The 25,647-nt window shown below is 70.2% G+C and carries 20 protein-coding genes and 1 tRNA gene; 14 read left to right on the top strand and 7 right to left on the bottom strand.

Annotation, left to right across the window (positions count from 1 at the left end; genetic code table 11):
* Positions 1-23 precede the first annotated feature (23 nt).
* Positions 24-2,705, top strand: a complete 2,682-nt coding sequence (gene clpB / locus HW274_RS11790; RefSeq protein WP_185988868.1) for an ATP-dependent chaperone ClpB — start codon at positions 24-26, stop codon at positions 2,703-2,705.
* A gap of 150 nt (positions 2,706-2,855) precedes the next feature.
* Here the strand turns inward: clpB and HW274_RS11785 are convergent, their stop codons facing one another.
* Positions 2,856-3,875 (bottom strand): DUF3152 domain-containing protein, encoded by a 1,020-nt coding sequence (locus HW274_RS11785; protein WP_075254032.1) that lies wholly within the window; start codon positions 3,873-3,875, stop codon positions 2,856-2,858.
* Positions 3,876-4,407: 532 nt separating this feature from the next.
* Between HW274_RS11785 and HW274_RS11780 the strand changes: the two genes are divergently transcribed.
* Positions 4,408-5,211 carry a TetR/AcrR family transcriptional regulator gene (locus HW274_RS11780; protein WP_239653355.1) on the top strand — a complete coding sequence of 268 codons (804 nt, stop codon included), beginning with the start codon at positions 4,408-4,410 and terminating at the stop codon, positions 5,209-5,211.
* Between the two features lie 155 nt (positions 5,212-5,366).
* On the opposite strand, the gene HW274_RS11775 is transcribed toward HW274_RS11780, so the two are convergent.
* Entirely contained in the window at positions 5,367-6,047 is a 681-nt protein-coding gene (locus HW274_RS11775; RefSeq protein WP_075254030.1) for an HAD family phosphatase, read from the bottom strand.
* Positions 6,048-6,245: 198 nt separating this feature from the next.
* Here HW274_RS11775 and HW274_RS11770 point away from each other — a divergent pair, with 198 nt between their 5' ends.
* Positions 6,246-7,256 carry a LacI family DNA-binding transcriptional regulator gene (locus HW274_RS11770; RefSeq protein ID WP_081376213.1) on the top strand — a complete coding sequence of 337 codons (1,011 nt, stop codon included), beginning with the start codon at positions 6,246-6,248 and terminating at the stop codon, positions 7,254-7,256.
* A 251-nt stretch (positions 7,257-7,507) separates the two neighbouring features.
* Here HW274_RS11770 and HW274_RS11765 read toward each other — a convergent pair whose 3' ends face one another.
* Complete coding sequence (locus HW274_RS11765) at positions 7,508-10,339, bottom strand: GH32 C-terminal domain-containing protein (protein WP_221935775.1); 2,832 nt, start codon at positions 10,337-10,339, stop codon at positions 7,508-7,510.
* A 246-nt stretch (positions 10,340-10,585) separates the two neighbouring features.
* On the opposite strand from HW274_RS11765, the gene HW274_RS11760 reads away from it, so the two are divergent.
* From HW274_RS11760 to HW274_RS11715, 10 genes are all read left to right on the top strand, one after another.
* On the top strand, positions 10,586-10,882 hold the full coding sequence (locus tag HW274_RS11760; protein ID WP_075254028.1) for a PspC domain-containing protein: 297 nt from the start codon (positions 10,586-10,588) through the stop codon (positions 10,880-10,882).
* A 470-nt stretch (positions 10,883-11,352) separates the two neighbouring features.
* On the top strand, positions 11,353-13,587 hold the full coding sequence (locus HW274_RS11755; protein WP_075254027.1) for an NAD(+) synthase: 2,235 nt from the start codon (positions 11,353-11,355) through the stop codon (positions 13,585-13,587).
* A 302-nt stretch (positions 13,588-13,889) separates the two neighbouring features.
* Positions 13,890-14,330 carry a PTS sugar transporter subunit IIA gene (locus HW274_RS11750; RefSeq protein ID WP_009407652.1) on the top strand — a complete coding sequence of 147 codons (441 nt, stop codon included), beginning with the start codon at positions 13,890-13,892 and terminating at the stop codon, positions 14,328-14,330.
* On the top strand, positions 14,330-14,821 hold the full coding sequence (locus HW274_RS11745; RefSeq protein WP_009407462.1) for a PTS sugar transporter subunit IIB: 492 nt from the start codon (positions 14,330-14,332) through the stop codon (positions 14,819-14,821). The genes HW274_RS11750 and HW274_RS11745 overlap by 1 nt, the downstream gene beginning before the upstream one ends.
* Positions 14,822-14,930: 109 nt before the next feature.
* A complete protein-coding gene (locus HW274_RS11740) occupies positions 14,931-15,863 on the top strand; it encodes a PTS mannose/fructose/sorbose transporter subunit IIC (protein WP_075254025.1) in 933 nt (310 codons plus the stop codon).
* A gap of 21 nt (positions 15,864-15,884) precedes the next feature.
* Positions 15,885-16,742, top strand: coding sequence for a PTS system mannose/fructose/sorbose family transporter subunit IID (locus HW274_RS11735; RefSeq protein ID WP_185988867.1), 858 nt, complete (start codon positions 15,885-15,887; stop codon positions 16,740-16,742).
* Between the two features lie 223 nt (positions 16,743-16,965).
* Positions 16,966-17,748 (top strand): HAD family hydrolase, encoded by a 783-nt coding sequence (locus HW274_RS11730; RefSeq protein WP_185988866.1) that lies wholly within the window; start codon positions 16,966-16,968, stop codon positions 17,746-17,748.
* Positions 17,741-18,340, top strand: a complete 600-nt coding sequence (locus HW274_RS11725) for a hypothetical protein (protein ID WP_185988865.1) — start codon at positions 17,741-17,743, stop codon at positions 18,338-18,340. Before HW274_RS11730 ends, HW274_RS11725 begins: the two co-directional genes overlap by 8 nt.
* Before the next feature lie 82 nt (positions 18,341-18,422).
* Positions 18,423-19,334 carry an HAD-IIB family hydrolase gene (locus tag HW274_RS11720; protein WP_185988864.1) on the top strand — a complete coding sequence of 304 codons (912 nt, stop codon included), beginning with the start codon at positions 18,423-18,425 and terminating at the stop codon, positions 19,332-19,334.
* A gap of 174 nt (positions 19,335-19,508) precedes the next feature.
* Positions 19,509-20,312 (top strand): HAD family hydrolase, encoded by an 804-nt coding sequence (locus HW274_RS11715; protein ID WP_260679091.1) that lies wholly within the window; start codon positions 19,509-19,511, stop codon positions 20,310-20,312.
* 214 nt (positions 20,313-20,526) lie between these two features.
* On the opposite strand, the gene HW274_RS11710 is transcribed toward HW274_RS11715, so the two are convergent.
* Both HW274_RS11710 and HW274_RS11705 read right to left on the bottom strand, forming a co-directional pair.
* Positions 20,527-20,973 (bottom strand): N-acetyltransferase, encoded by a 447-nt coding sequence (locus HW274_RS11710; protein WP_075405701.1) that lies wholly within the window; start codon positions 20,971-20,973, stop codon positions 20,527-20,529.
* 170 nt (positions 20,974-21,143) lie between these two features.
* The gene (locus tag HW274_RS11705) at positions 21,144-22,487 is read right to left on the bottom strand and encodes a serpin family protein (protein ID WP_185989624.1); all 1,344 of its coding nucleotides are present in this window, start codon (positions 22,485-22,487) and stop codon (positions 21,144-21,146) included.
* A 322-nt stretch (positions 22,488-22,809) separates the two neighbouring features.
* Here HW274_RS11705 and HW274_RS11700 point away from each other — a divergent pair, with 322 nt between their 5' ends.
* Positions 22,810-24,174 (top strand): chemotaxis protein, encoded by a 1,365-nt coding sequence (locus HW274_RS11700; RefSeq protein WP_185988862.1) that lies wholly within the window; start codon positions 22,810-22,812, stop codon positions 24,172-24,174.
* An 8-nt stretch (positions 24,175-24,182) separates the two neighbouring features.
* Here the strand turns inward: HW274_RS11700 and HW274_RS11695 are convergent, their stop codons facing one another.
* Both HW274_RS11695 and HW274_RS11690 read right to left on the bottom strand, forming a co-directional pair.
* The gene (locus HW274_RS11695) at positions 24,183-25,409 is read right to left on the bottom strand and encodes a methyltransferase domain-containing protein (protein ID WP_185988861.1); all 1,227 of its coding nucleotides are present in this window, start codon (positions 25,407-25,409) and stop codon (positions 24,183-24,185) included.
* An 88-nt stretch (positions 25,410-25,497) separates the two neighbouring features.
* Positions 25,498-25,573, bottom strand: a tRNA-Thr gene (locus HW274_RS11690).
* Positions 25,574-25,647 lie beyond the last annotated feature (74 nt).

Here is a 25,647-nt window from a genome sequence, read left to right as displayed (position 1 = left end):
ACTACCTCTTGAAGGAGAACCGTATGGACACCAACTACACCACCAAGTCGCAGGAGGCGATCTCCGGCGCGATGCAGGCCGCCGCCGCGGCCGGCAACCCCCAGATCGAGCCCGCGCACCTGCTCGTTGAGCTCCTCTCCCAGCCCGACGGCGTCGCAGCCGGACTCCTGGCCGCGGTCTGCCCCGACGCGGCGGCCCGCCAGGCCGTCGGCGCCTCCGCGCGCCGCATCCTCACCCAGCTGCCCGCCTCCTCGGGCTCCTCCATGACCCAGCCTCAGCCCTCGCGCTCCTTGCTGGCCGCCCTGGAGGCCGCCTCGACGGTCGCCAAGGAGCTGTCTGACGAGTACATCTCCACCGAGCACCTGCTCATCGGCCTGGCCAAGGGCGACACCTCCGGATCCGCCCCCACCGTGGCCCGCATCCTGGCCGACGCCGGCGCCACCCCGGAGGCCCTCATCGAGGCCCTGCCCCAGGTCCGCGGCTCCTCCCGCGTCACCTCCGCCAACCCCGAGGGCACCTACAAGACCCTCGAGAAGTACGGCACCGACCTCACTGAGGCCGCCCGCGAGGGCCGCCTCGACCCGGTCATCGGCCGCGACGCCGAGATCCGCCGCGTCGTGCAGGTCCTGTCCCGGCGCACCAAGAACAACCCCGTCCTCATCGGTGAGCCCGGCGTGGGCAAGACCGCCGTCGTCGAGGGCCTGGCCCAGCGCATTGTTGCCGGTGACGTCCCCGAGTCCCTGCGCGACAAGCGCCTCATCTCCCTGGACCTGTCCGGGATGGTGGCCGGCGCCAGGTACCGCGGTGAGTTCGAGGAGCGCCTCAAGGCGGTCCTGAAGGAGATCAAGGACTCCGACGGCGAGGTCATCACCTTCATCGACGAGCTGCACACCGTCGTCGGCGCCGGCGGCGGCTCCGAGGGCGCCATGGACGCCGGCAACATGCTCAAGCCCATGCTGGCCCGCGGCGAGCTGCGCATGGTGGGCGCCACCACCCTGGACGAGTACCGCGAGAACATCGAGAAGGACCCCGCCCTGGAGCGCCGCTTCCAGCAGGTCTTCGTCGGTGAGCCCAGTGTCGAGGACACCGTGGCCATCCTGCGCGGCATCGCCCCCAAGTACGAGGCCCACCACCAGGTGACCATCTCCGACGGAGCCCTCGTGGCGGCCGCGACCCTCTCCGACCGCTACATCACCGGTCGCCAGCTGCCCGACAAGGCCATCGACCTGGTCGATGAGGCCGCCTCCCGGCTGCGCATGGAGCTCGACTCCAGCCCCGTCGAGATCGACGAGCTGCGCCGCCGCGTGGACCGCATGCGCATGGAGGAGGCCTACCTGGACGAGTCCATCGAGGACGTGACCAAGGCCGACCCCGCAGACGTCGAGCGCCTCGAGCGCCTGCGCGCCGAGCTGGCCGACGCCTCCGAGGAGCTGGCCTCGCTCAACGCCCGGTGGGAGGCCGAGAAGGCCGGCCACAACAAGGTCGGTGAGCTGCGCGCCGCCCTGGACGAGATGCGCACCCGCGCCGACCTGGCCGAGCGCGAGGGCAACTTCGAGGAGGCCGGCCGCCTGCGCTACGGCGACATGCCCGCCCTGGAGCGCCAGATCCGCGAGGCCGAGGCCGCCGACGACGCCGCCGAGCAGACCGCCGGTGAGCCGATGATCGCCGAGCAGGTCGGCGCCCCCGAGATCGCCGAGGTCGTGGGTTCCTGGACCGGCATCCCCGTGGGCAAGCTCCTCCAGGGGGAGACCGAGAAGCTCCTGACCATGGAGGACGTCATCGGCGAGCGCCTCATCGGGCAGAAGGCCGCCGTGGCTGCCGTGGCCGACGCGGTGCGCCGCTCGCGGGCCGGCATCTCCGACCCTGACCGCCCCACCGGCTCCTTCCTCTTCCTGGGCCCCACGGGCGTGGGCAAGACCGAGCTGGCCAAGGCCCTGGCCGAGTTCCTCTTCGACGACGAGCGCGCCATCGTGCGCATCGACATGTCCGAGTACTCCGAGAAGCACTCCGTGGCGCGCCTCGTGGGTGCCCCTCCCGGGTACGTCGGCTACGAGGAGGGCGGCCAGCTCACCGAGGCCGTGCGGCGTCGGCCCTACTCCGTGGTCCTGCTCGACGAGGTCGAGAAGGCCCACCCCGAGGTCTTCGACATCCTCCTGCAGGTGCTCGACGACGGCCGCCTCACCGACGGCCAGGGGCGCACGGTCGACTTCCGCAACGTCATCCTCGTGCTCACCTCGAACCTGGGCAGCCAGTTCCTCACCGACCCGCTCACCAGTCCCGAGGAGAAGCGCAACGAGGTCATGAGCGTGGTTCAGGCCTCCTTCAAGCCGGAGTTCCTCAACCGCCTCGACGACATCATCATCTTCGAGGCCCTCTCCAAGGAGGAGCTGGGTGAGATCGTCGAGATCCAGCTGGCGCGCATCGCCAAGCGCCTGACGGACCGGCGCCTGAACCTGGAGGTCACCGACGCCGCCCGCAGCTGGCTGGCCGACGAGGGCTACGACCCCGCCTACGGGGCCCGGCCGTTGCGCCGCCTCGTCCAGCGCGAGATCGGCGACCGCCTGGCCCGCATGCTGCTGGCTGGGGAGGTCCTCGACGGGCAGAAGGTCGTCGTCGACAAGGTTGACGGCTCCGAGGGGCTCACGCTGCGGGCCGAGGGCGAGGCGCATCTGCCGTCGGCCTCCTCGGCGGCGTCGCCGGCCTGAGCCCGGAATCCGACTGACCCGACCGCCTGAAGCGCAGGCTGTGACACGCCAGTGACAGGCCAATGATGAGGGGGCGGGCCCGCCTGAGTGGTGGGCCCGCCCCTTCGTGCTGCGTGCTGCCGGCTCATGCTGCCGGCGGCGTCGCGCGCCTCAGCCGGGTTGGTTGTCCTGGGTGGGCCAGGCGTTGTACACGCAGCCTCCGGCCAGGTCGTGGCTCTGCTGAGCCATGAGCGGGGCCTTGAGGCCGGCCCCGGCGCAGAACTCGTGCTCGTGGCCGAGGAAGTGGCCCACCTCGTGGTTGGTGACGTAGGTGCGGTAGGAGTCGACGTCGGGGTAGGTCACGGCGCCCCAGTTCCACCGGTCGGAGTTGATGACCACGTTGTCCCCGTTGCGGCAGCTCCACATGCCGCCGGTGTCCAGTGGTGAGCACAGGGCGTCGGCGCTGGGCGGCGTGGCGATGTTGAAGGTGAAGTCCGCGCTCGCGGGGTCGGCCACCGGCTGGAAGGAGGTGTTCTGCGCGGTGGGCCAGCCGCGCTCGTCATTGAGGATGCGCTCCACGATGGGGGCCGCCGTCGCGGCGTCGACATGCGTGCCGCCCTCGACCCGCAGCACGTAGCGGTAGACAGTGGCGGCCGCGGGCCGGGAGACGGGCACGGCCGGTGCGATGGTCCAGCTGCCGTTGCCGACGGCGCCGGAGTGCGCGAAGCCCTCGGAGTCCAGCTGCGGGGACGGCAGCGCCGAGGCCGACGGCGTCGGTGAGGCGGAGGGGGCGGCCGAGGCCGCGCGGGTGGCGGACGCCCGAGCGGAGGACTGGGTCGTGGCCTTGGCCGGGGTTGAGGACTGGCGTGCGGAGGAGCCCAGCGGCAGGGCGAAACCGGGGTGGAGCCCCCAGACCCGCAGTCCGACGACGATCAGGGCCAGCGCCACGACGAAGGTCGTGCCGTACAGGAGTCGGTTGCGGGCGCGACGTCGACGTCGCTCCCGGTGGGCGATGGTGAGGGCTCGCCGGCTGGCGGGATCGGGTGCGTCCGACGAAGGGCTCTGCGGGGAGGGCCGGCCCTCGGGGCTGCGTCGATGACCGGCGGGCGTTCGACGGCGTCCAGATGCCGACGACGAGGCGCGGCCGGGGCGGGAGGCGCGCCGCGGCGGCTGCGGGGTCGAGGGACGCATACGACCATCGTAGGGGCGCACGCCCGACCAACCCGCCGGGAGGCACCCCTGCGCGCCCAAGGTCACACGCGGCGTCGGGGCGCCGGCAGGCCTCATGGTCGGCGTCCAGCGGGCTTCTCGGTGCCTCCGGCCGCGCGCCGCCGGGTGACGGTGGGTGCGAAGGAGGTCAGAGCGGGGTGGATCGTGCTCGTCGTTGGAGAGGTTCGCGGAATGTATTTGAACCGGAAACAAGAATCTCACAAGTGTTATGCAACTGTGACCATCGGGGTGCTGCACTGCGAACCTGGATGAAATCACAAAAGAGCCTGGGTGGCGACGGGAGGTCGTGGCGGCCAGCAATCCCAGCAGCCCCAACAGACCGCGTGGTCGGGGAACTCTGTGCTGGTAGGAGCCGGTTAATTGTGTGAAAACCGAGACCAAGTCGTCACTCACGTCACGGGGAGGGCACGTGGAGGTCACACTTGAGCGGATTATTCCGATGAGGGCCTTTCTGCCTTGCAATTCCCTTACTGGAAGGTGCCATGATGCGGCCATGAACACTGTCAGTACCCCGACTTCGCCCCAAGCTGCCCCGGCTAGGCGGCGCGGACCCGGGCGCCCCCGAGCGGGCAGCGAGGACAAGCGAGCACGCATCCTCAATGAAGCCGTGGTTCTCTTCGGAGAGCACGGGTATGCCGGCACCTCCCTGGCCGACATCGCCAACGCGGCAGACATTTCCAAGGCCGGACTCCTGCACCACTTCTCCTCCAAGGACGAGCTCTTCTGCAAGGTGCTGGAGCGCCGCGACCGCGAGGACGCCCTGAGCATTCTCGTGGAGTCCCCGGCCGGCGAGGGCGACACCGTTGAGGCTCCCGTCGACACCATCGGCAACCTGGACACCCTCGACGTCGCGGGTGCCTCCGACCTGGACGGCAACCCCTGGGCTCTGCTGGAGCGCTACATCGAGCTGCTCGAGCGCAACGTCGCCCACCGGGACCTCACGGCGATCTACACTGCGACGGCGGTCTCGGTCCTCGATGCCGAGCACCCCGCGCACCGGTGGATGGCCAACCACCTCAACAGCGCCGTCGAGCGCTTCGAGTCCAGCTTCGAGGCCGGCAAGACCGCTGGGCTCGTGGACCCGAAGATGCCCTCGCGCCTCGTGGCGCGCAGCCTGGTCGCCCTCATCGATGGCCTCCAGCTGCAGTGGCTGTGCTCGACGACGCCCGGGACGGCCGCTGCGGAGTCCCTGTCCACTGACCTGGTGGCGGAGATCCGCCTCTACGCCGACTGCCTGCGCAGCCAGTGGGAGGTCCAGGAGACTCCAGAGACCCCTCAGCGCCCCAAGGCCGCCTGACGGTCAGAGGCACTGCGTCGCCCTGGGCTCGGCGCCTCCACGAATCCTCATCAGAATCCCTATCCATCCCATCCGGCTCGGGAACCTCGTGTTCCCGAGCCGGTCCTGTCCTCGGGTGCTGGTGGTGAGTGGGGCCCGCTTGATTCCGACCTGATTCAGCGGTCCGCCCACAGCAGCAGGTGCGGGGTGATCGAGGCCAGGTCCGGGACGACAACGAGGCCGGGGTCGGCCGGGAAGTGCTTGGTCGCCCCGATCTGCACGACGTGGATCCCGTTGCCCCGGGCCGAGGCCGCCCCCGTGGGGGAGTCCTCGACGACGACGCAGTCCTGGGGGCGCAGGTCGAGACGCTCGACCGCGGTGGCGTAGGGCAGCGGATCCGGTTTGGCACCGACACCGTCGTCACCGGTGACCAGGACGGCGAAGACGTCCCCGAGCGCGGAGGCCACCTTCTCGACGATCCGGCGCGGTGAGGCCGAGACGATTCCCTGGGCCAGCCCCACCTCCGACAGCGCCGAGGTGATCCGCAGCGCCCCGGGCAGCAGGGGAGGGGCGGCGCTCACGGAGGCCTCGACGTCGTGCGCGATCGCCTCGAAGACCTCCTGTGTGGCCGGATCATCCCAGGAGCGGGTGGCGCCGGTGGCGGCAATGAGCTCGCGGGCCTGACGGATCGAGGCTCCCGTCATCTGGGCGACGAGCTCGGGGCGCGGGTCGCCGCCCAGGGCCTGGCAGTGGTGGATGAAAGCCTCGTCCCAGAAGGGCTGGGAGTCCATGAGAGTGCCGTCCATGTCCCACAGGACAGCGCGCACCGTGAAGTTGGGAGTGGGGGATGGCGTCATGAGAAATAGCCTAACCGGAGGGTGTCGTGGCGCACTGGGGTCGGGCGCGCTGCCTCATGACCCGCCTGCCGGCGCTCGGGGTTATGCGCTGCGTCGTCGTCCTGGCAGACTGCCGTCAGGACGCCAGGTGGTGCACGTGCCGGAACCCAACGGGGTGTGCAGGTGGCGGTGCAGCCGGAGGGGCCGGAAGGAGAGCGGGTGGGCGACACCTACAGGACCACGATGGCGGACGTGGCCAAGGCGGCCGGCGTCTCGCGCACCACGGTGTCCTTCGTGCTCAACAACCGCGACGGGGCTCGTATCCCATCGCAGACCCGTGAGCGCGTCAAGCAGGTGGCTGCCGAGCTCGGCTACCGCCCGCACGGCGGGGCACGGGCCCTGGCCTCGCGCCGGTCCTCCCTCATCGGCCTGGTCTCCGAGATCGTCACCAGTCCCTTTGCCGCCGCCACGATCCGCGGGATCCAGGACAGCGTCCGGGCCGCCGGCTACACCCTGTTCATCGTGCCGACCTCGACGGAGGCCACCGTGGATGGCGAGGCCTTCGAGACGCTGCTGAAGTCCCGGGTCGAGGGGATCATCTACGCCACCGGCTGGAACTGCCGGGTTCGCATGCCGGCGCAGGCCCGCGAGATCCCCACTGTCCTGGTCCACTGCGTCGACCCGGTCTCCGGTCTTCCCTGCGTGCGCCCTGACGAGGAGCAGATGGGGCGCCTGGCTGCGCAGGCGCTCTTGGAGGGCCATCACCGCGATATCGGTGTCATCGAGCTCGACCCCAACGACGGTGAGGCCGCTCCGGGGCGGCGCGTCGGCTGCCGGACCTACCTGGAGCAGGCCGGCATCCCCTGGAGCACCGTGCACGTGGCTGTCGGCCACGGTACCGCCCGAGACGGGTATGCGGCCGCCTCCCGTCTCCTGACGGACCATCCCTGGCTGACCGGGCTGGTGTGCGGCAACGACTGCATGGCGATGGGCGCCTATGCCGCGATCCGTGAACAGGGGCTGAGGGTGCGTGAGGACGTGGCCGTCATCGGGATTGACGACCAGGAGCTCATCGCCGACCAGGTTCATCCGGCCCTGACGACGGTCGCGCTGCCCTTCGAGGAGATGGGGCAGGTGGCCGTCTCCCACCTGCTGGCCCTCATGGAGGGTGAGGAAGTGCCCGCTGAGACGCTCCTGCCGGGCACGATCATCCGTCGCTCCTCGGCCTGACGGCGCCTCGCACCGCCTCTGCGCTCGGGTACTGCCCGATGCGGCCGGCCGGGTATCGCCTGACGCAGCCGGCCCGGTGCTGCCTGACGTAGTCGGCCGGGTCCGCGGCCGGGGACATTGTGCGCGTACGGGTGCGCAACCTTCCCGGCGGGGACATGCTGCGCCGTCGGGGACAGGATTCCGGTCCCCGACGGCGTCGAATGTCCCCGGCCGCAGGGGTATGTCCCCGGCCGTGAGGGAGGCTCTGCCGCTCAGGAGCGCCGACGGCGCAGGCGCAGTGCGTAGGCGCCGGTCGCGGCGGCGGCCGCCCCCAGGGCGCCCAGGGTCAGGGAGGTGCCGGTGCGGGCCAGCGGGAAGCGGGCGGAGACACTCTTACCGGCCGCAGCGGCGGTGGGGCTCGCCGACGCCGATGCCGCCTTCGCCTGGCCACGGGCCGGCCCCTGGACGGCGGGCTTGCCGGCCCCGGGGGAGTCGGGGCCCTCGGCCGGGGCACCGGCGTCCTGAACGGAACCCAGGTGCCACAGGCTCAGGGAACCCAGATGAGCCGGGCCGCCCTCGGCGTAGAGCGAGACCCCCGTGGCGTCTTGTTCGGGGTAGACGGTCTGGGTGATGACGGGAGTGCCGTCGGCCGCGAAGACCTCCACGGAGTGCGCATCAACGACGATGCGCAGGTGGACCTGTCCCTTGCTGTCCGGTGACAGGGGTGCGGTGGACCGGGCTGGGAACTTCGGGGAGAAGTCGGTGCCCCCGGAGTGGGTGCGGTCCACGACGAGCTGCTTGGCCTTGGAGTCGTAGCCGATGAGCGTGTACTGCTCGCCGTTGTCGAGCACCTTGAGACCGGCGAAGGAGGAGGCGCCGGGGCTCAGGTCCATGCTGATGTCCAGAGAGGTGCCCTGAGCGGCCTTGCCCAGAGAGGTCTCGCCCACCGGGATGTCGGTGTCCTTCCGGGTGAGCTCCTGGCCGGTGCGCAGGGAGTCCAGGGCGGTGACGGGCTGAGCGGTCAGGCGCAGCGTGCCGTTCACCCGGGTCAGTCCCATCTCGCGCACCGTCGACATGGCGGTGCGCCAGGTGGTGGTGGGCAGGTCGCGCACGTAGGCCCAGTTGCTCATCCAGCCCACCTGGTAGCGCTTGCCGTTGGGGACGTTGTCCCAGGTGACGGCGGCGTAGTAGTCCTTGCCGTAGTCCAGGCGCGGGACGACGTCGGCCCCGGAGAAGGCCTTCGTGTCCGACTGGAGGATCTGGTCGACCATGAGGTGGCCCCAGTCCTCGGCGTTGCCGTTGTGGTCCTCGATGACGAGGCGGGCCTTGCGGCCCTTGTAGGCCGCCACGTTCATGCTCGTCCACTCCAGGGTCCCGGAGTTGTTGCCGGTGGCGGAGGCGACGACTTTGCCGTCCACGACGAGGTTGACGGAGGTGTTGTCCGCGATGGGGGAGGCCTTCTTGTCCGAGGCGCGCACCTCGTCCAGGAGGATGTGTCCCCAGGGGCCGGTGGCCGTGTCGGTCACGACGATCTGGGCGGACTTGCCCTTGAGGTCGCTGACGTCCCAGCTCTGCCAGTTGAGCTCCTCCAGGTTGCGGCCGGTGGCCGAGCGCACCACCTTGCCGTCAACGATCAGCTCGACGACGCTCACCCCGGAGCCCCCGTTGGCGCCGCCCTCGGGGCGCGGGTTGTTGCCGCCGCCCATGAGGAGGTTGAGGTAGGTGGAGTCGATGGTGAAGGTCGGCGAGGTCGCGGTGCCGGTGGTGGCATCCGAGCCTTGCCCGGTGGAGGCGTCGAGATAGGTGTTGAGCAGCCCGGCGCTGGAGTGGTTGACCAGCGGCTGCTGTCCGGGGGTGGCGCCCTGAGGTGGCGTGGCCCCGAAGGCACTGCCCTCCACGGTCCAGCCCTCCCAGGAGCCGTCGAAGCCGGCCAGGAGCCTGCCGCCGCCGTTGTCGCCGGTGGCCTGCGGGTTGTAGGGGTGCTTGCCGCCGGCGGTGCGCAGGTTGATGTAGGACGAGGAGACCGTGAACTCATCCGAGGTCAGCGTGCCGGTGTCGGCGTCGCCGCTGCCGAAGGAGTCCACGTAGGCCTTGCCCTGGTGTCCGGGCAGGTCCCCGGTGGCCGGGCCCGAGCCGAAGGCGGCGCCGTCGGCCTTCCAGCCGGCGTAGCCGTTCTCGAAGTCGGCCAGGGTCGTGCCCTCCTCACCGGTGTAGTGGGGGATCTCGTCGGGGGTGAAGGTGGTGCCGTCCCAACTGCCCACGAAGTACTGGGCGGAGTCGGCCACCGTGACTACCAGGACCCACTTGACCTCCTTGGAGCTGCCGTCGACCGGCAGCGGGAAGAAGTCTGGGCACTCCCACACGGCCGAGGTGATGCCCTCCCCGCCGAAGCTGGACTGCTCGGTCCAGTGGATGAGGTCGGGGGAGGAGTAGAAGGAGACCCGGTGCTCGGTGGCGTGGGAGACCACCATGGTCCAGCGTCCGGAGGTCTGGTCCCAGAACACCTTCGGGTCGCGGAACTCCTTGGAGCCGATGTCCAGGACCGGGTCCCCGTTGTTGTACAGGTTCCAGGTGCGGCCCTTGTCCGTGGAGTAGGCCAGGGACTGGGACTGGTTGCCGCCGACGTCGGCCCGCGTCCACACCGCGACCATGGCCGGGTTGTCCGGGCTGCCCAGGCCGGAGGTGTTCTTGGTGTCGATGACCGCCGAACCGGAGAACACCCCGTACTGCGAGGTGTACGGGATCGCCACCCCCAGCTCCTGCCAGTGCACCAGGTCCTTGGAGACGGCGTGGCCCCAGGACATGTTGCCCCAGTCCGAGCCCTCGGGGTTGTACTGGTAGAACATGTGGTACTCGCCGTCGTAGTAGACGAGTCCGTTGGGGTCGTTCATCCAGTTCTTCTGGGGAGTGTAGTGACTCTGCGGGCGCCACCGCTCACCGGACTGGTCGGCCTTCGGCGGCGCCGGTGCGGCCGGTGCGTTCGGTGCGGCGGAGGCCGGTCGGGCCTGGGTAGAGGCGGCTGCGGGCATGGAGGTCAGCGTAGAGGCGGCCGCCAGCAGGCAGAAGGCGGTCAGGGCGCTGAGTGCTCGGGCGGTCCGACTCATGTGCTGTCCTCCGGGAAGCGGGCTCGGCGTGAACGAGGGCGGGCGCCGTTGCGGGGCGGAGGTGTATCGAGGGGCTGTCGCCCCGTTTCCTATGCCGATCCGATAACGCGCGTTAACGCCGGTACTAAATTACGCGGACCCTCGAAGCTGAGCAAGCACCCGGGGGTCATTCCCGATCAACATCGGGGACGTCTCAGGGTGCTCCCCGATAGTCGGTGGCGGGCTTTGTCGCCCAGACTGTTTGCCATGACGCAGCAGCAGTACCCCGGTCAGTTCAGCCAGTCCGCCCGCTCCGAGGGCGCGGGCGCCGCCTCCGGTCGGACGGGCGAGTTCTTCCGTTTCCGCGACTCCCTGCCCCGCCGCTCCCGCGAGCACCGCATTCTCGGTGGTGTCTGCGGGGGGCTGGCCGAGGCCTGGAACATGCCTGTCACCGCGGTGCGCGTCGGGGTGATCCTGGCCAGCTTCCTGCCCGGCCCCATGTTCCTGGTCTATGTCGGAGCCTGGTGCCTCATGCTCGACGAGCCCGCCCCCGCCCAGTACTGACTGTTCTCAGCCTGCCCGGGCGGGTCCGAGCCGACTGGCCCGGGCCGTGACAGTCGTCCGGAGACCTTTAGCGCTTCGGTAACACGACCCGTACCAGACTCACGACTACCGATATCGGCTGAGGACGTCGACGTCTTCGGCCCCGTAGAAAGAAAGGTAATGGCTGTCTCTTCGCTCTCCTCAATGCTTCTCTCCTGCCGTCTGTCCATCACTCGTTTTCTCCTGACGCATGCCCGTCCCTGCTGCCATCGGTTCCAGGCGGCGCCTCGGGGCCACGCGTGAGCGATGGGCTGCGCCCGCCTCGCCACCCCCGGTTCCACGGGTGACGCGGCGGGCGCAGCGTGCTGCTGAGTGGGGGTCGTCGACGCATGCGGGGGCAGAGCTCCTGCTCCTGCACGCATCGAGTGCCCCGGTCGCGAAATGAGGGCGGCGGCTTCGCGGGAAGGCGCCGTCGATGGGAGGATCGAGCCGTGACCGACACCGTGAATGCCGCAGCGACCGACATCGAGTTCCTCTCCGCCTACGACCAGGGCTTTGCCCGCGTCGCCGCCGTCACCCTGCCGGTGGTGCCCGTCGACCCGGCCGCCAACGCCGCCGCCATCATCGAGCAGGCCCGCGCCCTGGCCGAGGATGGCGTCTGCCTGGCCGCCTTCCCCGAGCTGTGCCTGACGGGCTACGCCATCGACGACCTCCTGCTGTCCGACGTCCTGCTGTCCGATGTGCTCGCCGCCATCGAGACCCTGCGCGCCGCCAGCGCCGACCTCCTGCCCGCCCTCGTCGTCGGCGCGCCCCTGCGCCTGGGCGACCGCCTCTACAACTGTGCCCTGGTCATCCAGGGCGGGCGGGTGCGCGGCGTCGCCCCCAAGTCCTATCTGCCCACCTACCGGGAGTTCTACGAGAAACGGCACTTCGCCCCCGGCGACGCCCTGCCCGCCGGGGTGGAGAGCATCGAGCTGCCCGGCGTGCGCAGCGGTTCCGACGGCGCTGAGAGGACCGAGAGCGCCGACGGCTCCGGTGATACGGAGCCGGTCGCCCGGGTCCCCTTCGGGGCGAACCTCCTGTTCGAGGTCGAGGACGTTCCCGGCCTGACCTTCCACGTCGAGGTCTGCGAGGACATGTGGGTGCCCGTCCCTCCGTCGTCGCTCGCGGCGCTGGCCGGGGCGACGGTCCTGGTCAACCTCTCCGGCTCGCCCATCACGGTGGGGCGGGCCGAGGACCGTGAGCTGCTGGCCCGCTCCTCCTCGGCTCGGGGGCTGGCCGCCTACGTCTACGCCGCCGCCGGGCAGGGCGAGTCCTCCACGGACCTGGCCTGGGACGGTCAGACCCTCGTCTACGAGAACGGCGAGCTGCTCGGCACCACCGAGCGCTTCCCCGACGGGCCGCGCGCCACCGTCGTCGACGTCGACATCGAGGGCCTGCGCGCCGAGCGCCTACGCCAGGGGACCTTCGCTGACAACGCCCGCACCCTGAGCTCCCCGGTCGCCGGCGGACCGGCCCCGGCCACTACCTTCACCGATCCGGCGGCCTTCCGGCGCATCCGGATCAGCGCCGCCGACCTGGCCGCCCCGCGCACGGACATCGGCCTGCGCCGCCGCGTGGACCGCTTCCCCTTCGTGCCCGACGACCCGGCCCGACTCGCCCAGGACTGCTACGAGGCCTACAACATCCAGGTGGCCGCCCTCGTCCAGCGCCTGGGGGCCATCGGCAACCCCAAGATCGTCATCGGCGTCAGCGGCGGCCTGGACTCCACCCACGCCCTCATCGTGGCCGCCCGCGCCATGGACCGCCTGGGTCGGCCGCGCTCGGACATCCACGCCATCACCATGCCCGGCTTCGCCACGAGCGCCGGCACGCGCCGCAACGCCGAGGACCTCGCCGTCGGCCTGGGCTGCACCTTCGAGGAGCTCGACATCCGGGCCACCGCCACCCAGATGCTCACCGAGATGGGTCACCCCTACGGCGAGTACGCCCGCACCGGGGTCCTGCCCGAGGGAGCGAGCGAGCGGGACCTCTACGACGTCACCTTCGAGAACGTCCAGGCGGGCCTGCGCACCGACTTCCTCTTCCGCATCGCCAACCACCGCGGCGGCATCGTCCTGGGCACCGGGGACCTCTCCGAGCTCGCCCTGGGCTGGTGCACCTTCGGGGTGGGCGACCAGATGGCCCACTACGGCGTCAACGCCGGCATCCCCAAGACCCTCATCCAGCACCTCATCCGCTGGGTGGTTGCCGAGGAGCTGTTCGACGACGCCGTCGGCCGCACGCTGCTGTCCATCCTGGACACCGAGATCAGCCCCGAGCTGGTGCCGGCCGGGGCCGGTGGCGCCATCCAGTCCACCCAGGCCAAGATCGGCCCCTACGCCCTACAGGACTTCACCCTGTGGCACGTGCTGCGCCGCGGCTCGCGCCCCAGCCGCATCGCCTTCCTGGCGCTGCTGGCCTGGCGCGACGCCGATGCCGGGGACTGGCCCGAGGGGCTGCCGCAGGCCGAGAGGGTCGCCTACGACCTGCCCGAGATTCGGCGCTGGCTCGAGCTGTTCCACCGGCGCTTCTTCACCAACCAGTTCAAGCGCTCCACCCTGCCCAACGGGCCCAAGGTGGTGGCCGGCGGCTCGCTGTCGCCCCGCGGGGACTGGCGCATGCCCTCCGACGCCGCCGCGACCGCCTGGCTGGCCGAGCTTGAGCGCAACGTGCCGCGGGTGTGAGGCTCCCGTGAAGAACCGGGACTATTGTCCTATGATGTGAGGCACAACACAATGTGGCTCCTGAGGCTTGCGTTGTTCGAGATTGATTTAAGCAAAGCGCATATTTACGGCGAAAAGTTACGGTGATGTTCTGGTAACGCGCGTTATCAGCATTGGTTTTGTGTGCTTCTGTGTGAAAGTGGTGGACATCTGAGTGGTGGCGATCACGCTGATCCTTTTTATCGTCGCCATGTCACACACGTTGCTGTTGCCCAGGCCATACACACCCTCGGCGGCAGCCCGGATGGGAAAGGTCCCCGCCCATGGTCTGCCTGGTCGTAGCCGCGCACGGACATCTGGCTGAAGGTCTCGTCGCCTCCTCAGCGATGATCGTCGGTCCCAGTGACGACGTCGTCGCCGTCACCTTCGAGCCCTCCGAGGGTCCCGATGACCTGCTGGCGAAGTACGCCGCCGCGGTCGAGGCCTCCTCCAGCCAGGAGTACCTCATCCTCGTCGACCTCTTCGGCGGCAGCCCCTACAACGCCGCCGCCCGGTTCGCGGCGGGACGCGACGATGCCGACGTCGTCACCGGGGTCAACCTGCCCATGGTCATCGAGGTCCTGTCCCGACGTCTCACCGGCGCTGGTCTCGCCGAGCTCGTGGAGGCCGCCCGCACCTCCGCCGTCGACGGCGTCAAGGTCCTCTCCGAAGTCTTCACCCCTGCCCCCACCACCACTTCCGATGATGAAGGAGACGAGCTCTGATGGACGTCAAGCTCCTGCGTATTGATTCCCGCCTGGTTCACGGACAGGTCGCCAACAACTGGGCCGGATCCCTGGGCGCCGAGGCCATCCTCGCCGTCTCCGACGGCGCCGCCAACGACGAGCTGCGCAAGACCCTCATGCTGCAGACCGGCGGCGGCAAGGTGAAGGTCCACGTGCTGGGCGTGGAGAAGGCCGCGCGCGTCTACAAGAACCCCAAGTACGAGACCCTCAAGGCCGTCATCGTCGTCGAGACCCCGGCTGACATCGTGCGCCTGCTCGACCTGGGCGTGGAGGCCAAGGAGGTCAACGTCGGCGGCATGACCTTCAAGCAGGGCACCAGCCAGGTCTCCCAGGCCGTCTACGCCAGCCCTGCCGACGTCGAGGCCTTCAAGGAGATCGACTCGCGCGGCATCAAGCAGTACATCCAGCAGGTGCCCTCCACCGCGAGCTCCGACCTCATGGGGGCCCTCAAGGAGAAGGGCCTGCTCTAAGGGCGCGGCTTTCGTCCCCACACCTCCCTCGCACACCTCCATCCCGTCACCCTTCGGTGGCGGGCTCAGCAGGAGTGTGCTGTCAACCCTCACATGAGAGAGACATACCGTGCATGACATCAATCTGATCCAGATCATTCTGGTCACGCTCGTGGCGTTCGTCGCGGGTATGGCCAGCGTCCTGGACGAGCGGCAGTTCCACCGCCCGCTCGTCGCCTGCACCCTGACCGGTATCGCCCTGGGCAACCCCGCCGTCGGCATCATGGTCGGTGGCTCCCTGGAGCTGATCGCCCTGGGCTGGATGAACGTCGGTGCCGCCATGGCCCCCGACTCCGCCCTGGCGTCCACCGTCTCCACCATCATCGCCGTGGCCTCGGTCGGTGACGCCTCCTCCACCAAGGGCGCCATCGCGGCCGCCATCGGTGTGGCCGTCCCGCTGGCCGTCGCCGGCCAGGCCCTGACGATCTTCGTGCGAACGATCGCCATCTTCTTCGCCCACCAGGCCGACCGCTTCGCCGAGCAGGCCAACTACCGGGGTATCGCCATCATGCACTTCACGACCCTGGGTCTGCAGGGACTGCGCGTCGCCATCCCGACCGCTGCGGTTGCCGCACTGGCTTCGGGCGACACGGTCAAGCACGCCCTCGACGCCATTCCGAAGGTCATCACCGAGGGCCTGGGCATCGCCGGAGGCTTCATCGTCGTCGTCGGTTACGCCATGGTCATCAACATGATGAAGGCGCGCAAGCTCATGCCCTTCTTCTTCCTGGGCTTCATCTTCGCCACCTTCGCCACCACCGTGGGCGGCTCGGCCTCGATCGGTGACCACAGCAAGGGCATCGACAAGTGGGTCATCGACCTCGCTCCCAACGGCGCCACCCTCGTGGCGCTGGGCATTCTGGGGGCCTGCCTGGCCGTCATCTACGTCCAGCTCAACCCTGAGTTCCACGACTCCGTGCGCCTGCCCGCCGCCGCCTCCCCCGCGGCCAGCGGCGGCTCCAGCAGCGACCTGGATGACGACCTCGACGACGAGCTCGACTGAGCTGGAAGAAGGAAGACTCTCATGACTACTGAAACCGCTCCGACCACCTCGGAGAAGATGCTCACCACTCGTGACCTGCGCCGGATGTACTGGCGCTCCACCTTCCTGCTCGGCTCCTTCAACTTCGAGCGCATGCAGGCCATGGGTTTCTGCTACACGCTCATGCCCGCCATCCGGAAGTTCTACCGCGACGACAAGAGTGCCCAGGCCGCCGCTCTCAAGCGGCACCTGGAGTTCTACAACACCCACCCCTGGGTCTCCTCGGTCGTCTTCGGCGTCACCGCCGCCATGGAGGAGCAGAAGGCCAAGGGCGAGGAGATCTCCGAGGAGACCATCACCTCGGTCAAGGTCGGCCTCATGGGGCCGCTGGCCGGCGTCGGCGACCCCATCTTCTGGGGGACCGCTCGCCCCGTCCTGGCGGCGCTGGGCGCCTCCCTGGCCCTCAACGGCTCGATCGTGGGCCCGCTGCTGTTCTTCGTCGGCATCAACCTCCTGCGTGTGCTCACCCGCTGGTACGGCCTGAAGTTCGGCTACGAGCGCGGGACCGAGATGGTCACCGAGGTCGGCGGCGGGCAGCTGAAGAAGATCACCCAGATGGCCGCCATCATGGGGCTGTTCGTCATGGGCGCCCTGGTCTCCAAGTGGACCACCATCAAGTTCCCGACCGTGGTCTCCAAGGTGGCCGACCCCGACACCCAGATCGTCAAGGTGACGACTGTCCAGAGCATCCTCGACCAGCTGCTGCCCGGTCTGGCGGCGCTGGGCCTGACCTTCCTGTGCATGTGGTTGCTCAATAAGAAGGTCAATGCCCTGTGGATCATCCTGGGCATGTTCGCCGTCGGCATCCTGGGCCGCTGGACCGGCTTCCTGGGAGTCTGACGACGGCATCCGCTTCCCGTCTCTGAGCGGGGAGGGGGCGCAGGACTTGCTTCCAGCCCCCTCCCCGTTCCGTGTATTCGGTAGAATGCGCGGGGCCGGCGCTGGCTCTCCCGGCGCGCCATCAGTGCTCCACCGGGTCCGCCGATGCCTTGTCCCGGCTCTCCTCCTCCCGCGCCGCTCCGACGTCGTCCCCGTCCTCCGCCCCCTGCAGCAAGGAACCCGCGTGACCCGACTCCTCGTCACCGACCTGGACGCCACCATCGTCTTCGACCGCTCCGTGTCACCTGCCGACCGTGAGGCCATGGCCCGCTGGCGGGCCGCCGGCAACCTCCTGGCCGTGGACACCGGCAAGTCCTCCTTCGCCACCCGTGACGTCCTGGCGCCCCTGGGCGTCGACTTCGACTACGGCGTCGTCTTCACCGGGGCGGTCCTCATCGACGGCGGCTACCGGGTCCTCTCGGCCCGCTACCTGCCCGACGGCGTCGCCCGCGACGTGGCGACCCGCACCGTTGACCTGCCGGGGGTGACCACCTACGCCACCACCATCGAGACCGACTACATCCTGGCCGACAACAACGAGGAGATCTCCTCCATCCTCGCGGTCTTCGAGCACCTGAGCCTGGAGGAGATGGATGCCCACCGCTTTATCGGCGTGCCCCTGCGCGTCACTGACGACGCCCTGCGCGAGCGCCTCTACCACGACCTCACCGGGCGCTGGGAGGGTGCCCTGGACTGCCACCGCAACCAGGAGTTCCTCGACGTCGTGCCCGCCGGCGCCACCAAGGGCGCGGGACTGCGCGCCCTCCTGGACGGGCCGTTGGCGGGGCAGGACATCGAGGTCTGGACCATCGGCGACTCGTGGAACGACCTGGACATGCACGCCGTCGCCGACCACGCCGTTGCCCTGCCCTGGTCCCCGCCGGAGGTGACGGCCGCGTGCGAGACGACCGTGGGCTCCATGGCCGAGCTCATCACCACGATCCTGGAAGGCGACCGGCATGAGTGAGAACAGCAAGACCGACGGCGCGCAGACCCTGGGTACTCGGGTGCGCGACTGGTTCAACGGCGGGGATCCCGACGGGCGCGCCAAGCTGCGCGCCTGGGCCACCGGGGACGACGGCCGCTGGCGCGGCTACACCCACTCCATGGGCAAGTACGTCACCTGGCTCATGGTCATCGCCTGCATCCTCTACCCCTTCACCCGGGGCATCGGCTCGATCCTGGCCCTGCTCGTGGCTATCTTCCTCATGGGTGGACGGGCCATGATCGAGCGGCAGGTGCGCCGCGACATCTCCGACCTGGAGGAGGCCAAGCGCCAGTGGGGGCTCACCCGCAACGCTGAGTACCTGCGGTTCATGACCCTGCGCGCCGAGGGGCTGCTCGAGGACAACAAGATCCTCACCCCCGACTCGCGCAGTCTCCTCCAGGACTACGCCCAGTGGGCCCACGAGCGCCTGGAGCGCGAGGATAAGAAGCAGGCCAAGAAGGCCCGCAAGGAGGAGAAGAGGGCTCGTCGGGAGGGAGCGGGTCACGAGTCTGACGAGTCCGCTGACGCTGCGGCGAGGAATGAGGAGAATAAGGCTGCTGACGGCTCCTAGCGATCCTGGGCGGCTCGCGGGCCGCCCGCAGGCCGCTGCGAGGCGGCTGGAGACCGGCAGGACCGGAACGGAAAGGACTCCCATGCCACGCAGGCTCATCTCCACCGACCTGGACGGCACCATCGTCTTCAACGGGACGATCTCGCTGCGTGACCGCGAGGCAATGGCCCGGTGGCGGGCGGCCGGCAACCTCCTGGTCATCAACACCGGCAGGTCGGTCTCGGCGCTGGAGCACGTCGTGGTACCCATGGGCCTGGAGTTCGACAACGCAATCCTCTACACGGGGGCCGCCATTGTGGATGCGGACATCCGGGTGCAGTGCTCCACGGCGCTGCCGGCCGGCGTCGTCGAGGACATCCTCGACTTCGTCGAAGGGGCGCCGGGCGTCACCGTCTTCACCACCGGACTGGACGAGGACCTGCTCATCTACGACACGATCGGCTCTGGCTCCGAGCTGCTGACCCTGTTCCGGCCAGCCACCCGGCGTGAGCTGGACGGGCGTGAGGTCATCGGGGTGCCGATGCGCTTCACCGATCCGGAGATGGCTGCGCGCACCGAGACCTACCTGCGCCGGCGCTGGGAGGGGCAGGCGGTGGGCTTCCGCAACCAGGACTTCATCGACGTCGTGCCCGCCTCGGCCTCCAAGGGGGAGGGCCTCAGGCGGCTGGTGGCGAGCCTGGCCGAGCCGCCCGCCGGGGAGGCGGACAGGGTGTCCGGGACGGGCTCGGCCAGCGGGGCCGGGGCGGCTCCGACCGACGAGGCGAGCGAGATGCCGGTCGGTGGCTCGGCGGGGCTCGGCGTCGAATCGCTCCCACCGGAGCCGGTGGAGACCTGGTCCATCGGGGACTCCTGGAACGACATCTCCATGCACGCCGCCGCCGACCACTCCTACGCCCTGCCCTGGTCCCCGCCGGAGGTGGTGGCCCAGTGCGACGGCACGGTCTCCAGCCTGGCCGACCTCATCGACTCCCTCATGGGGCGACCGACGCTCTAACCCCCACACACTTCGACAGAAGCTTCAGAATCGACGCGGCTCCGGGTCTTTTTTGAAGATTCGTTCGAAGTGTTGCGGCGTCGCAGCGTTGGTGCGCTGGTGCGCTGATGCGCCGGCGGGCTGAAGTGTTGTGGCGCGCGGCGGGAGCGGGGAGCGCGGGCTATGCTCGCCGGCATGCGTCTGCTCGCCACGGATCTCGACGGCACCCTCGTCTTCCACCACGCCGTCGGGCAGGCCGACGCCGAGGCCCTCGTGCGCTGGCGGGCGGTCGGCAACCTCCTGGTACTGGCCACGGGGCGCTCGTTGCGGCTGGTGCAGCACGCCGTCGAGGTGGCCCGGTCCTCGACGTCCATCGGCCTGGACTACGACTACGCCGTGTGCGCCACGGGTACGACCGTTATCGACGCCGTCGGTCAGGTGCACCGCACCCGGACGCTTGAGGCCGACCAGGTGCGGGCGGTCGTGCGGGCGATCGGCGATGTCGCCCAGGCCCCCGTCTCCGTGTTCGCCTCGACCCTTGAGCGCGACTACGTGCTGGACGACCCGATCGGCCTGTCCACCGACCAGCGCACGCCGCCGGACCGCTTCACCGCGGCGCCCCTGGCGCAGGTCGCGGGCCTGGGAGTGACCTCCATGCCGCTGCACATCCCCGACGTTCGGGCCGCCGCGGCGCTGGCCCGTGGCCTGGAGGAGACGGTGGACGGCATCAGCTGCACCCGCTCGACCGGCTTCGTGGACGTCACGGCCGCGGGGGAGTCGAAGGGGGCGGGCCTGGGCCGGCTCGCCGAGCTCCTGGCCGAGCGGGGCGTGGAGGTCAGTGAGGTGGCCGCCGTGGGCGACTCGTGGAATGACATCTCGATGTTCGAGCGGGCCGACGTCCCCTGCGCGATGGCTGGCGCCCCGGGTGAGGTCGTTGAGGCCGCCGGCGGGCGCACCACCCCGAGCGTGGCCGCCTTCATCGACGCCCTACTGGGCTGAAGATGGGCCTGCTCACTTCACCGGCACCTCCCGTCCGCCCGCCTGAGCACCGACTGGTTCGGCGCGCCCACACATCGACCGAATCTTCAAAAACGACGCGGCTCCGGGTCGTTTCTGAAGATTTGGTCGAAGTGATGGCGGTGGTTGGTGCCAGCGGCGGTATTGCCAGCCGCGGTGAGGAGGCGGCCGTCGAGGGCCTGCGGGGGAGCGCTGCTCAGGCCTGGGCGTAGCGGTAGACGTTGGTCTCCCGCAGCTCGAAGCCGGCGCGGCGGTAGAGGCGGTTGGCGGCCTCGCGCGAGGGGCGGGAGGTGAGGTCCACGGTGCGCGCGCCCAGCTTCCCGGCGTGCTCGACGGCGGCCTCCACGAGGGCCTGACCGGCACCCTGGCCGCGGGCCTCACCGTCGACGACGACGTCCTCCACCCAGGCGCGCAGGCCCGTGGGGATCGTGAAGGTCGCCAGGGTGAGCATGCCCAGGATCGGTGCGCTCTGGCCGGCCTCGGCCTCGGGCCGGAAGACGAAGAGGAAGACCCCCTCCTGAGCGATGAGGGCCTCGCACTGCTCGGCAGTCAGCGCCGGGGCGCTGCGGGAGAGCTGCGGGATGAGGCGCTCCATGGCCTCGACGATCTCCGGGCTGGAGGTGGTGACGAGCTCAACGGTCATGAGGAGTTCTCCTGCTGATTGAAAAGAGGCGGCGGGCCGAGACGGGCTGGTCCCGCAACGGCTTCCTGTCAGCCCTGGAGCCTACCGCCTGGGAGCGCTCCGAGCGGCGAGATGCCCCACCGACCGGAAGAATCTGGCGGAGAGTCTCGGCCGGCCGCCAGCGGGCCAGGTCAGGCCGAGCCGCTGATCTCCTTGACGGTGGGATCCATGATGGCGGCCTCGAGCAGGGAGGCGCCGCTGGTCAGGTCCCGCAGTCGCAGCACGTAGGGGTGGTCCACCGTGAACGTGATTGGCTTAGTCTGCTCCGCCGGCGCCGCCATCGCCGCCGCCTGGCCCTCGCTCAAAGCGGCTGCGACGGTGCCCTCCTCATCCAGGATGAGGCGTATCTGCTGGACCACCTGGGTCAGTGCCAGCTCGGGCGCGATCTTGTCCAGGCCCTCGGGCTTGAGCCCCTGCTCCTTGAGGAAGTCGAGGAGCTCTTTGGGCTCGGATGTGAGGTCCAGCTTGGGCAGTGCCAGCTCCACCTCTCGGGGGCGCACCTTGTCCAGGGCCTTGGATGCCTCGGCCCACGTTCCGGCATCCATGGCGCTCGGTAGGGTTCCGGCGTCGGGCAGGACGACGTCGAGAGCGAGGTCGGAGTCCCCACCGTCCTGTCCGCCGGCGTAGGCCAGGCGCACTGCTGCCCAGCCCTTTCCGGTGGCGTGGGGGATGGAGCGCGTGTCATGCATGAGGTCGGCCTTGACGGCCTTGCCCCCGGCCAGCGTGAAGTTCCTCTGCGAGGTGCTCCCAGCCTCGAAGGGGGATTCCCACTGGGCCGCGAAGAGCAGCGCGTTCTGCACCACCAGGCGGGTGTCCTGGGTGACATCGATGCCGCTTTCCGGGATGAGGCCGGCCGTGTTGCGTGAGGCCCAGGCATCGAGGTTCTCCTTCATGGAGCTCACGCCGACCTGCTCGATCTCAGTGGAGAACCAGCGCAGCACCGTATCGAGGTAGGTCTGCTTGACCTTGAACGTCTTGTCGTCGGAGATGAGGACGTGGTTGGCCAGGTGAATGAGAGGCTTGTCGGGGGCCTTGTCCGGGTCGAAGCCCTTGAGGTCACTGTCGTAGCGGTTCAGGGAGTTCTGGATGGCTGACCAGGCCCGGTCGCGGTCTTCACCCGAGAGCCCCAGGAGCGCGTCATAGCCCTGGGTGGAGGCATCCGTGGCGCCGTCGGCCAGGATTGCCAGGACAAAGGCGAGACTGAGCGGGGAGGCCAACGCCGTCGCGGCCGAGTCCTCCTTGAGGTAGCGGGCCAGGAGCTTGCCCCCGAGCTGGTCGCAGGCGGTGGCGGCCTTGGTCACCTGGGAGGCGACGTCGGAGAGACTGACCTTCTCGTGGGCGACCTTGGAGGTCAGCTGCGTGCCCGAGGCCAGGGAGCAGCCGCCCAGCAGCGCCACTGCTGCGGGGACCAGGGCGCCCAGTGCCAGCACCTGACGGCGGGCCAAGCCGCAGTGGTCGGAGGCGGACAGGCTCATCAGGGGATCACGCGGGGTCATGGCGTCAGGTTAGGGAGCCCGCCCGGCCCTGTCAGCGCCTTGGCACGCTCCCACCATGGGGAATCATCCCCGGGCCGGTGGCGGGCGGGCCGCAGCAGTCTGCGCCAGCGACCACTCGATCGGCAGTAAACGGCCCCATCGCGCCGAGACCACGGTGACATGCTCTCCCTGCGGGATCGGCCGCCTCGAAAGCCGGTCAAGAGTAGGCTCCCGACCAAGGTCCCACAACGCCCCGCAGCCACCGCAGCTCCGACGCCGTGCGCCTGCGCCGCCCCCAGGAAGGTCACTAGGAAGGTCACTCATGGTCGAGTCCGCAGCTCACGTCGAGCACGTCTTCGCCGCCGACGAGCTCTTCTTCTCCACCACGGACTCCGGTGGGCGCATCCGCCGTGCCAACTCCACCTTCATGCGCCTGTCCGGCTACCCGCGCGGCGCCCTGGTGGGGCGGGCCCACAACGTGGTGCGGCACGCGGACATGCCCGCCGGCCTGTTCCGCTCCATCTGGGACGCCATCGAGGAGGGGCGGGCCGCCAGCGCCTACATCACGAACCGCTCCTCTGACGACGGCCACTACCGCGTCTTCGCCACCATCGTGCCCTCCGGCTCCGGCTACCTGTCTGTGCGCACCCTGCCGATGCTCACCGGCCTGCGCGATGACATCGAGGCCGCCTACGCCCGGGTCCGCGACGTCGAGGAGGCCTCCGCCGCGGCCGGCTCCACCCGCCGGGAGGTGGCCGCTGCCGGGCAGGCCGCCCTCCAGGCCGAGCTGCAGGCCCTGGGCTACGCCGACGCCATCGACTTCACCCGCCGGGTGCTGGTCGCCGAGGTCGGCGAGCTGCTCACCCACGGCGTCGGCATCCCCGACAGCCCGCAGAGCGAGGGCCCCGTGGCCCGGATCCTGGGCGCCATGGGCCAGATCGAGGCCGAGACCGCCGGGCTGGTCGGCATCCTCCAGGAGGGCCAGCGGCTCGCCGACCTCCTGCGCGAGAGGGCCGGCGAGATCGAGGCCCTCTCGACCCGCCTGGGCACCCTGCGCGAGGCCATGCGCGCCGTAGGCACCGACGTCGAGGTCCTGGGCCACGGCGAGCAGGCTGACGACGTCGCCGCGCGCTGCCAGCAGGTCGACGCCCTGGTCCTGGAGTGCTCCGAGCAGCTCCACCCGCTGAGCAGCCAGATCGAGGCGCTGCGCGGCGACCTGGACTCGGTGAGCTTCCGCATCGCGCTGGCCCGCCTGCACAACCTGGCCGCCGGGCTCTTCGCCCTGCAGATCCTCCAGGGTCAGGACGAGGTGGACGCCAACGACGCCGTCGGCAGCCTCACCGAGCTGTGCTCGGCGCTGAGCGACGGCGCCGATAACCTGACCCAGCGCGTCGGCCTGCTCGACGCGCGCCGCGAGCTGGTGGGCGGTGAGCTGGATGTTGTGGCCGAGGACCTCGGCGTCATCCAGGGCCCGATCCTGGAGGTTCTCGAGGCGGCCGCGGCCGCCGGCGCCGGGCAGGCCGACTCCGTGACCACCGCCCGCGCCCTGGCTGAGCAGGGCTTCGGCGAGGCCCGGGACCTGGCCGACCTGGCCGTGCGTCTGCGTGACCTCGAGGTCCCCTTCGAGGCCGAGGCCATCAACAGCGCCCTGGCCGACGTGCGCGCCGCCCTGGCCGAGCTCGGCTAGCCGCGGGCTCAGTCCCGCACCAGCTCCACGAGCACCTCGGCGTGCTCGGTGTGCGGGAACATGTCGAACAGGCGCGAGCGCACCACCCGCATCGAGGGCAGGTGCGCCAGGTCCGTCGCCAGCGTGCGCGGGTTGCAGGAGGAGTAGAGCACCCGCTCCACGCCGGAGGCCTCGATCCGAGTGGCCAGCTGTTCCCCGATCCCGCGCCGGGGCGGGTTGACCACGAGCAGGTCCGGGCGCTGCGCCCCGCCGGCGCGCTCCCCAGCGGCCGGGTCCAAGACACGGGCGTCCCCGGCCTCGAAGCGCACCAGGGCCGGGTCCAGGCCCATGAGGTCGGCGGCCGCGCGCGCCCCGTCAATGGCCGACGCCGAGACCTCCACCCCCAGCACCCGGCGGTCGGGCGCCGCCAGGGCCAGGGCGAAGCCGCCGACGCCGCAGAACAGGTCCCACACCCGGGCCGGCTCGGCCTGCTCGGCCCAGTTGCGGGCGGTGGCGTAGAGCGCCTCGGCCACGGCCGTGTTGGTCTGGAAGAAGGAACGGGTGGGTAGGTAGAGGGGCAGCTCGACGCGCTCGGCGCGCCGGCCGACCCGGCCATTGTGCCCCGGTGATGGCAGGCTCAGGCGCATGAGGAGGCGGTCCTCGTCGGTCAGGACGATCTCCTCGGGCCCCTCGATGACGGCCTGGTGGACGCTCTGGATGTTGACGGCGGCCACCGCCAGCTGGGGCAGGCGCCGGTGCAGATCCGGCACGGCGGCGCGCAGCCGCTCCAGGTAACGGCGGGAACGCAGGACGAAGCGCACCATGAGGTCGTCGTCGGGCGAGGCGGTCACGAGGATGTACTTGAGCTCGCCGCGGCGCGAGGGCACGTCGTAGGGGCGCAGGCCCAGCTCGGTGACGAGGTCGGCCAGCACCGGCAGGGCCGCCTCGATGGCAGGCACGTGCAGCGGGCAGGTGCGCAGGTCGACGCCGCAGCCGGCGCCATCGAGGATCCCCAGGGTGGGGTGGGCGGCGGTCCCGGCCACAGCCATCTTCGCCTTGTTGCGGAAGCCGGTGGGGGCGCTCGCGGCCGGTGCCTGCCACAGCTCGGCCGGGACGTGCTCGGCCAGGAGGGCGGCAACGCGGGACTGCTTGACGGCCAGCTGGTTGGGCATCGGCAGGGACAGGTGGGGGCAGGAGCGACAGGTGCCGGTGTCGTGGAGGGCGCAGGACGCCGCGGGTGCTGCGGTCACCGACATGTCCCCTCCCGGTGGTGCGCTCGTGGCCGGGCCGTGGGGTGGGGCTGCGACAGGAGCGGCCGGGCCCCGGACGGCTGCGGGCGATGAGTGGAGCCGCTTGTCGGACTCGAACCGACGACCTGCTGTTTACAAGACAGCTGCTCTACCAACTGAGCTAAAGCGGCGCGCGGCCGGCCAGGCGGCCGCAGGTGCGTGGGACAGTCTGTCACAGACCGCCCCACGGCGGGAAACCGTGGGA

The sequence above is a fragment of the Actinomyces sp. oral taxon 169 genome, from assembly GCF_013394715.1.
GTDB lineage: Bacteria > Actinomycetota > Actinomycetes > Actinomycetales > Actinomycetaceae > Actinomyces.
Note: the sequence above shows the minus strand (reverse complement) of the source record. Positions and strands in the feature narration are given on the sequence as shown.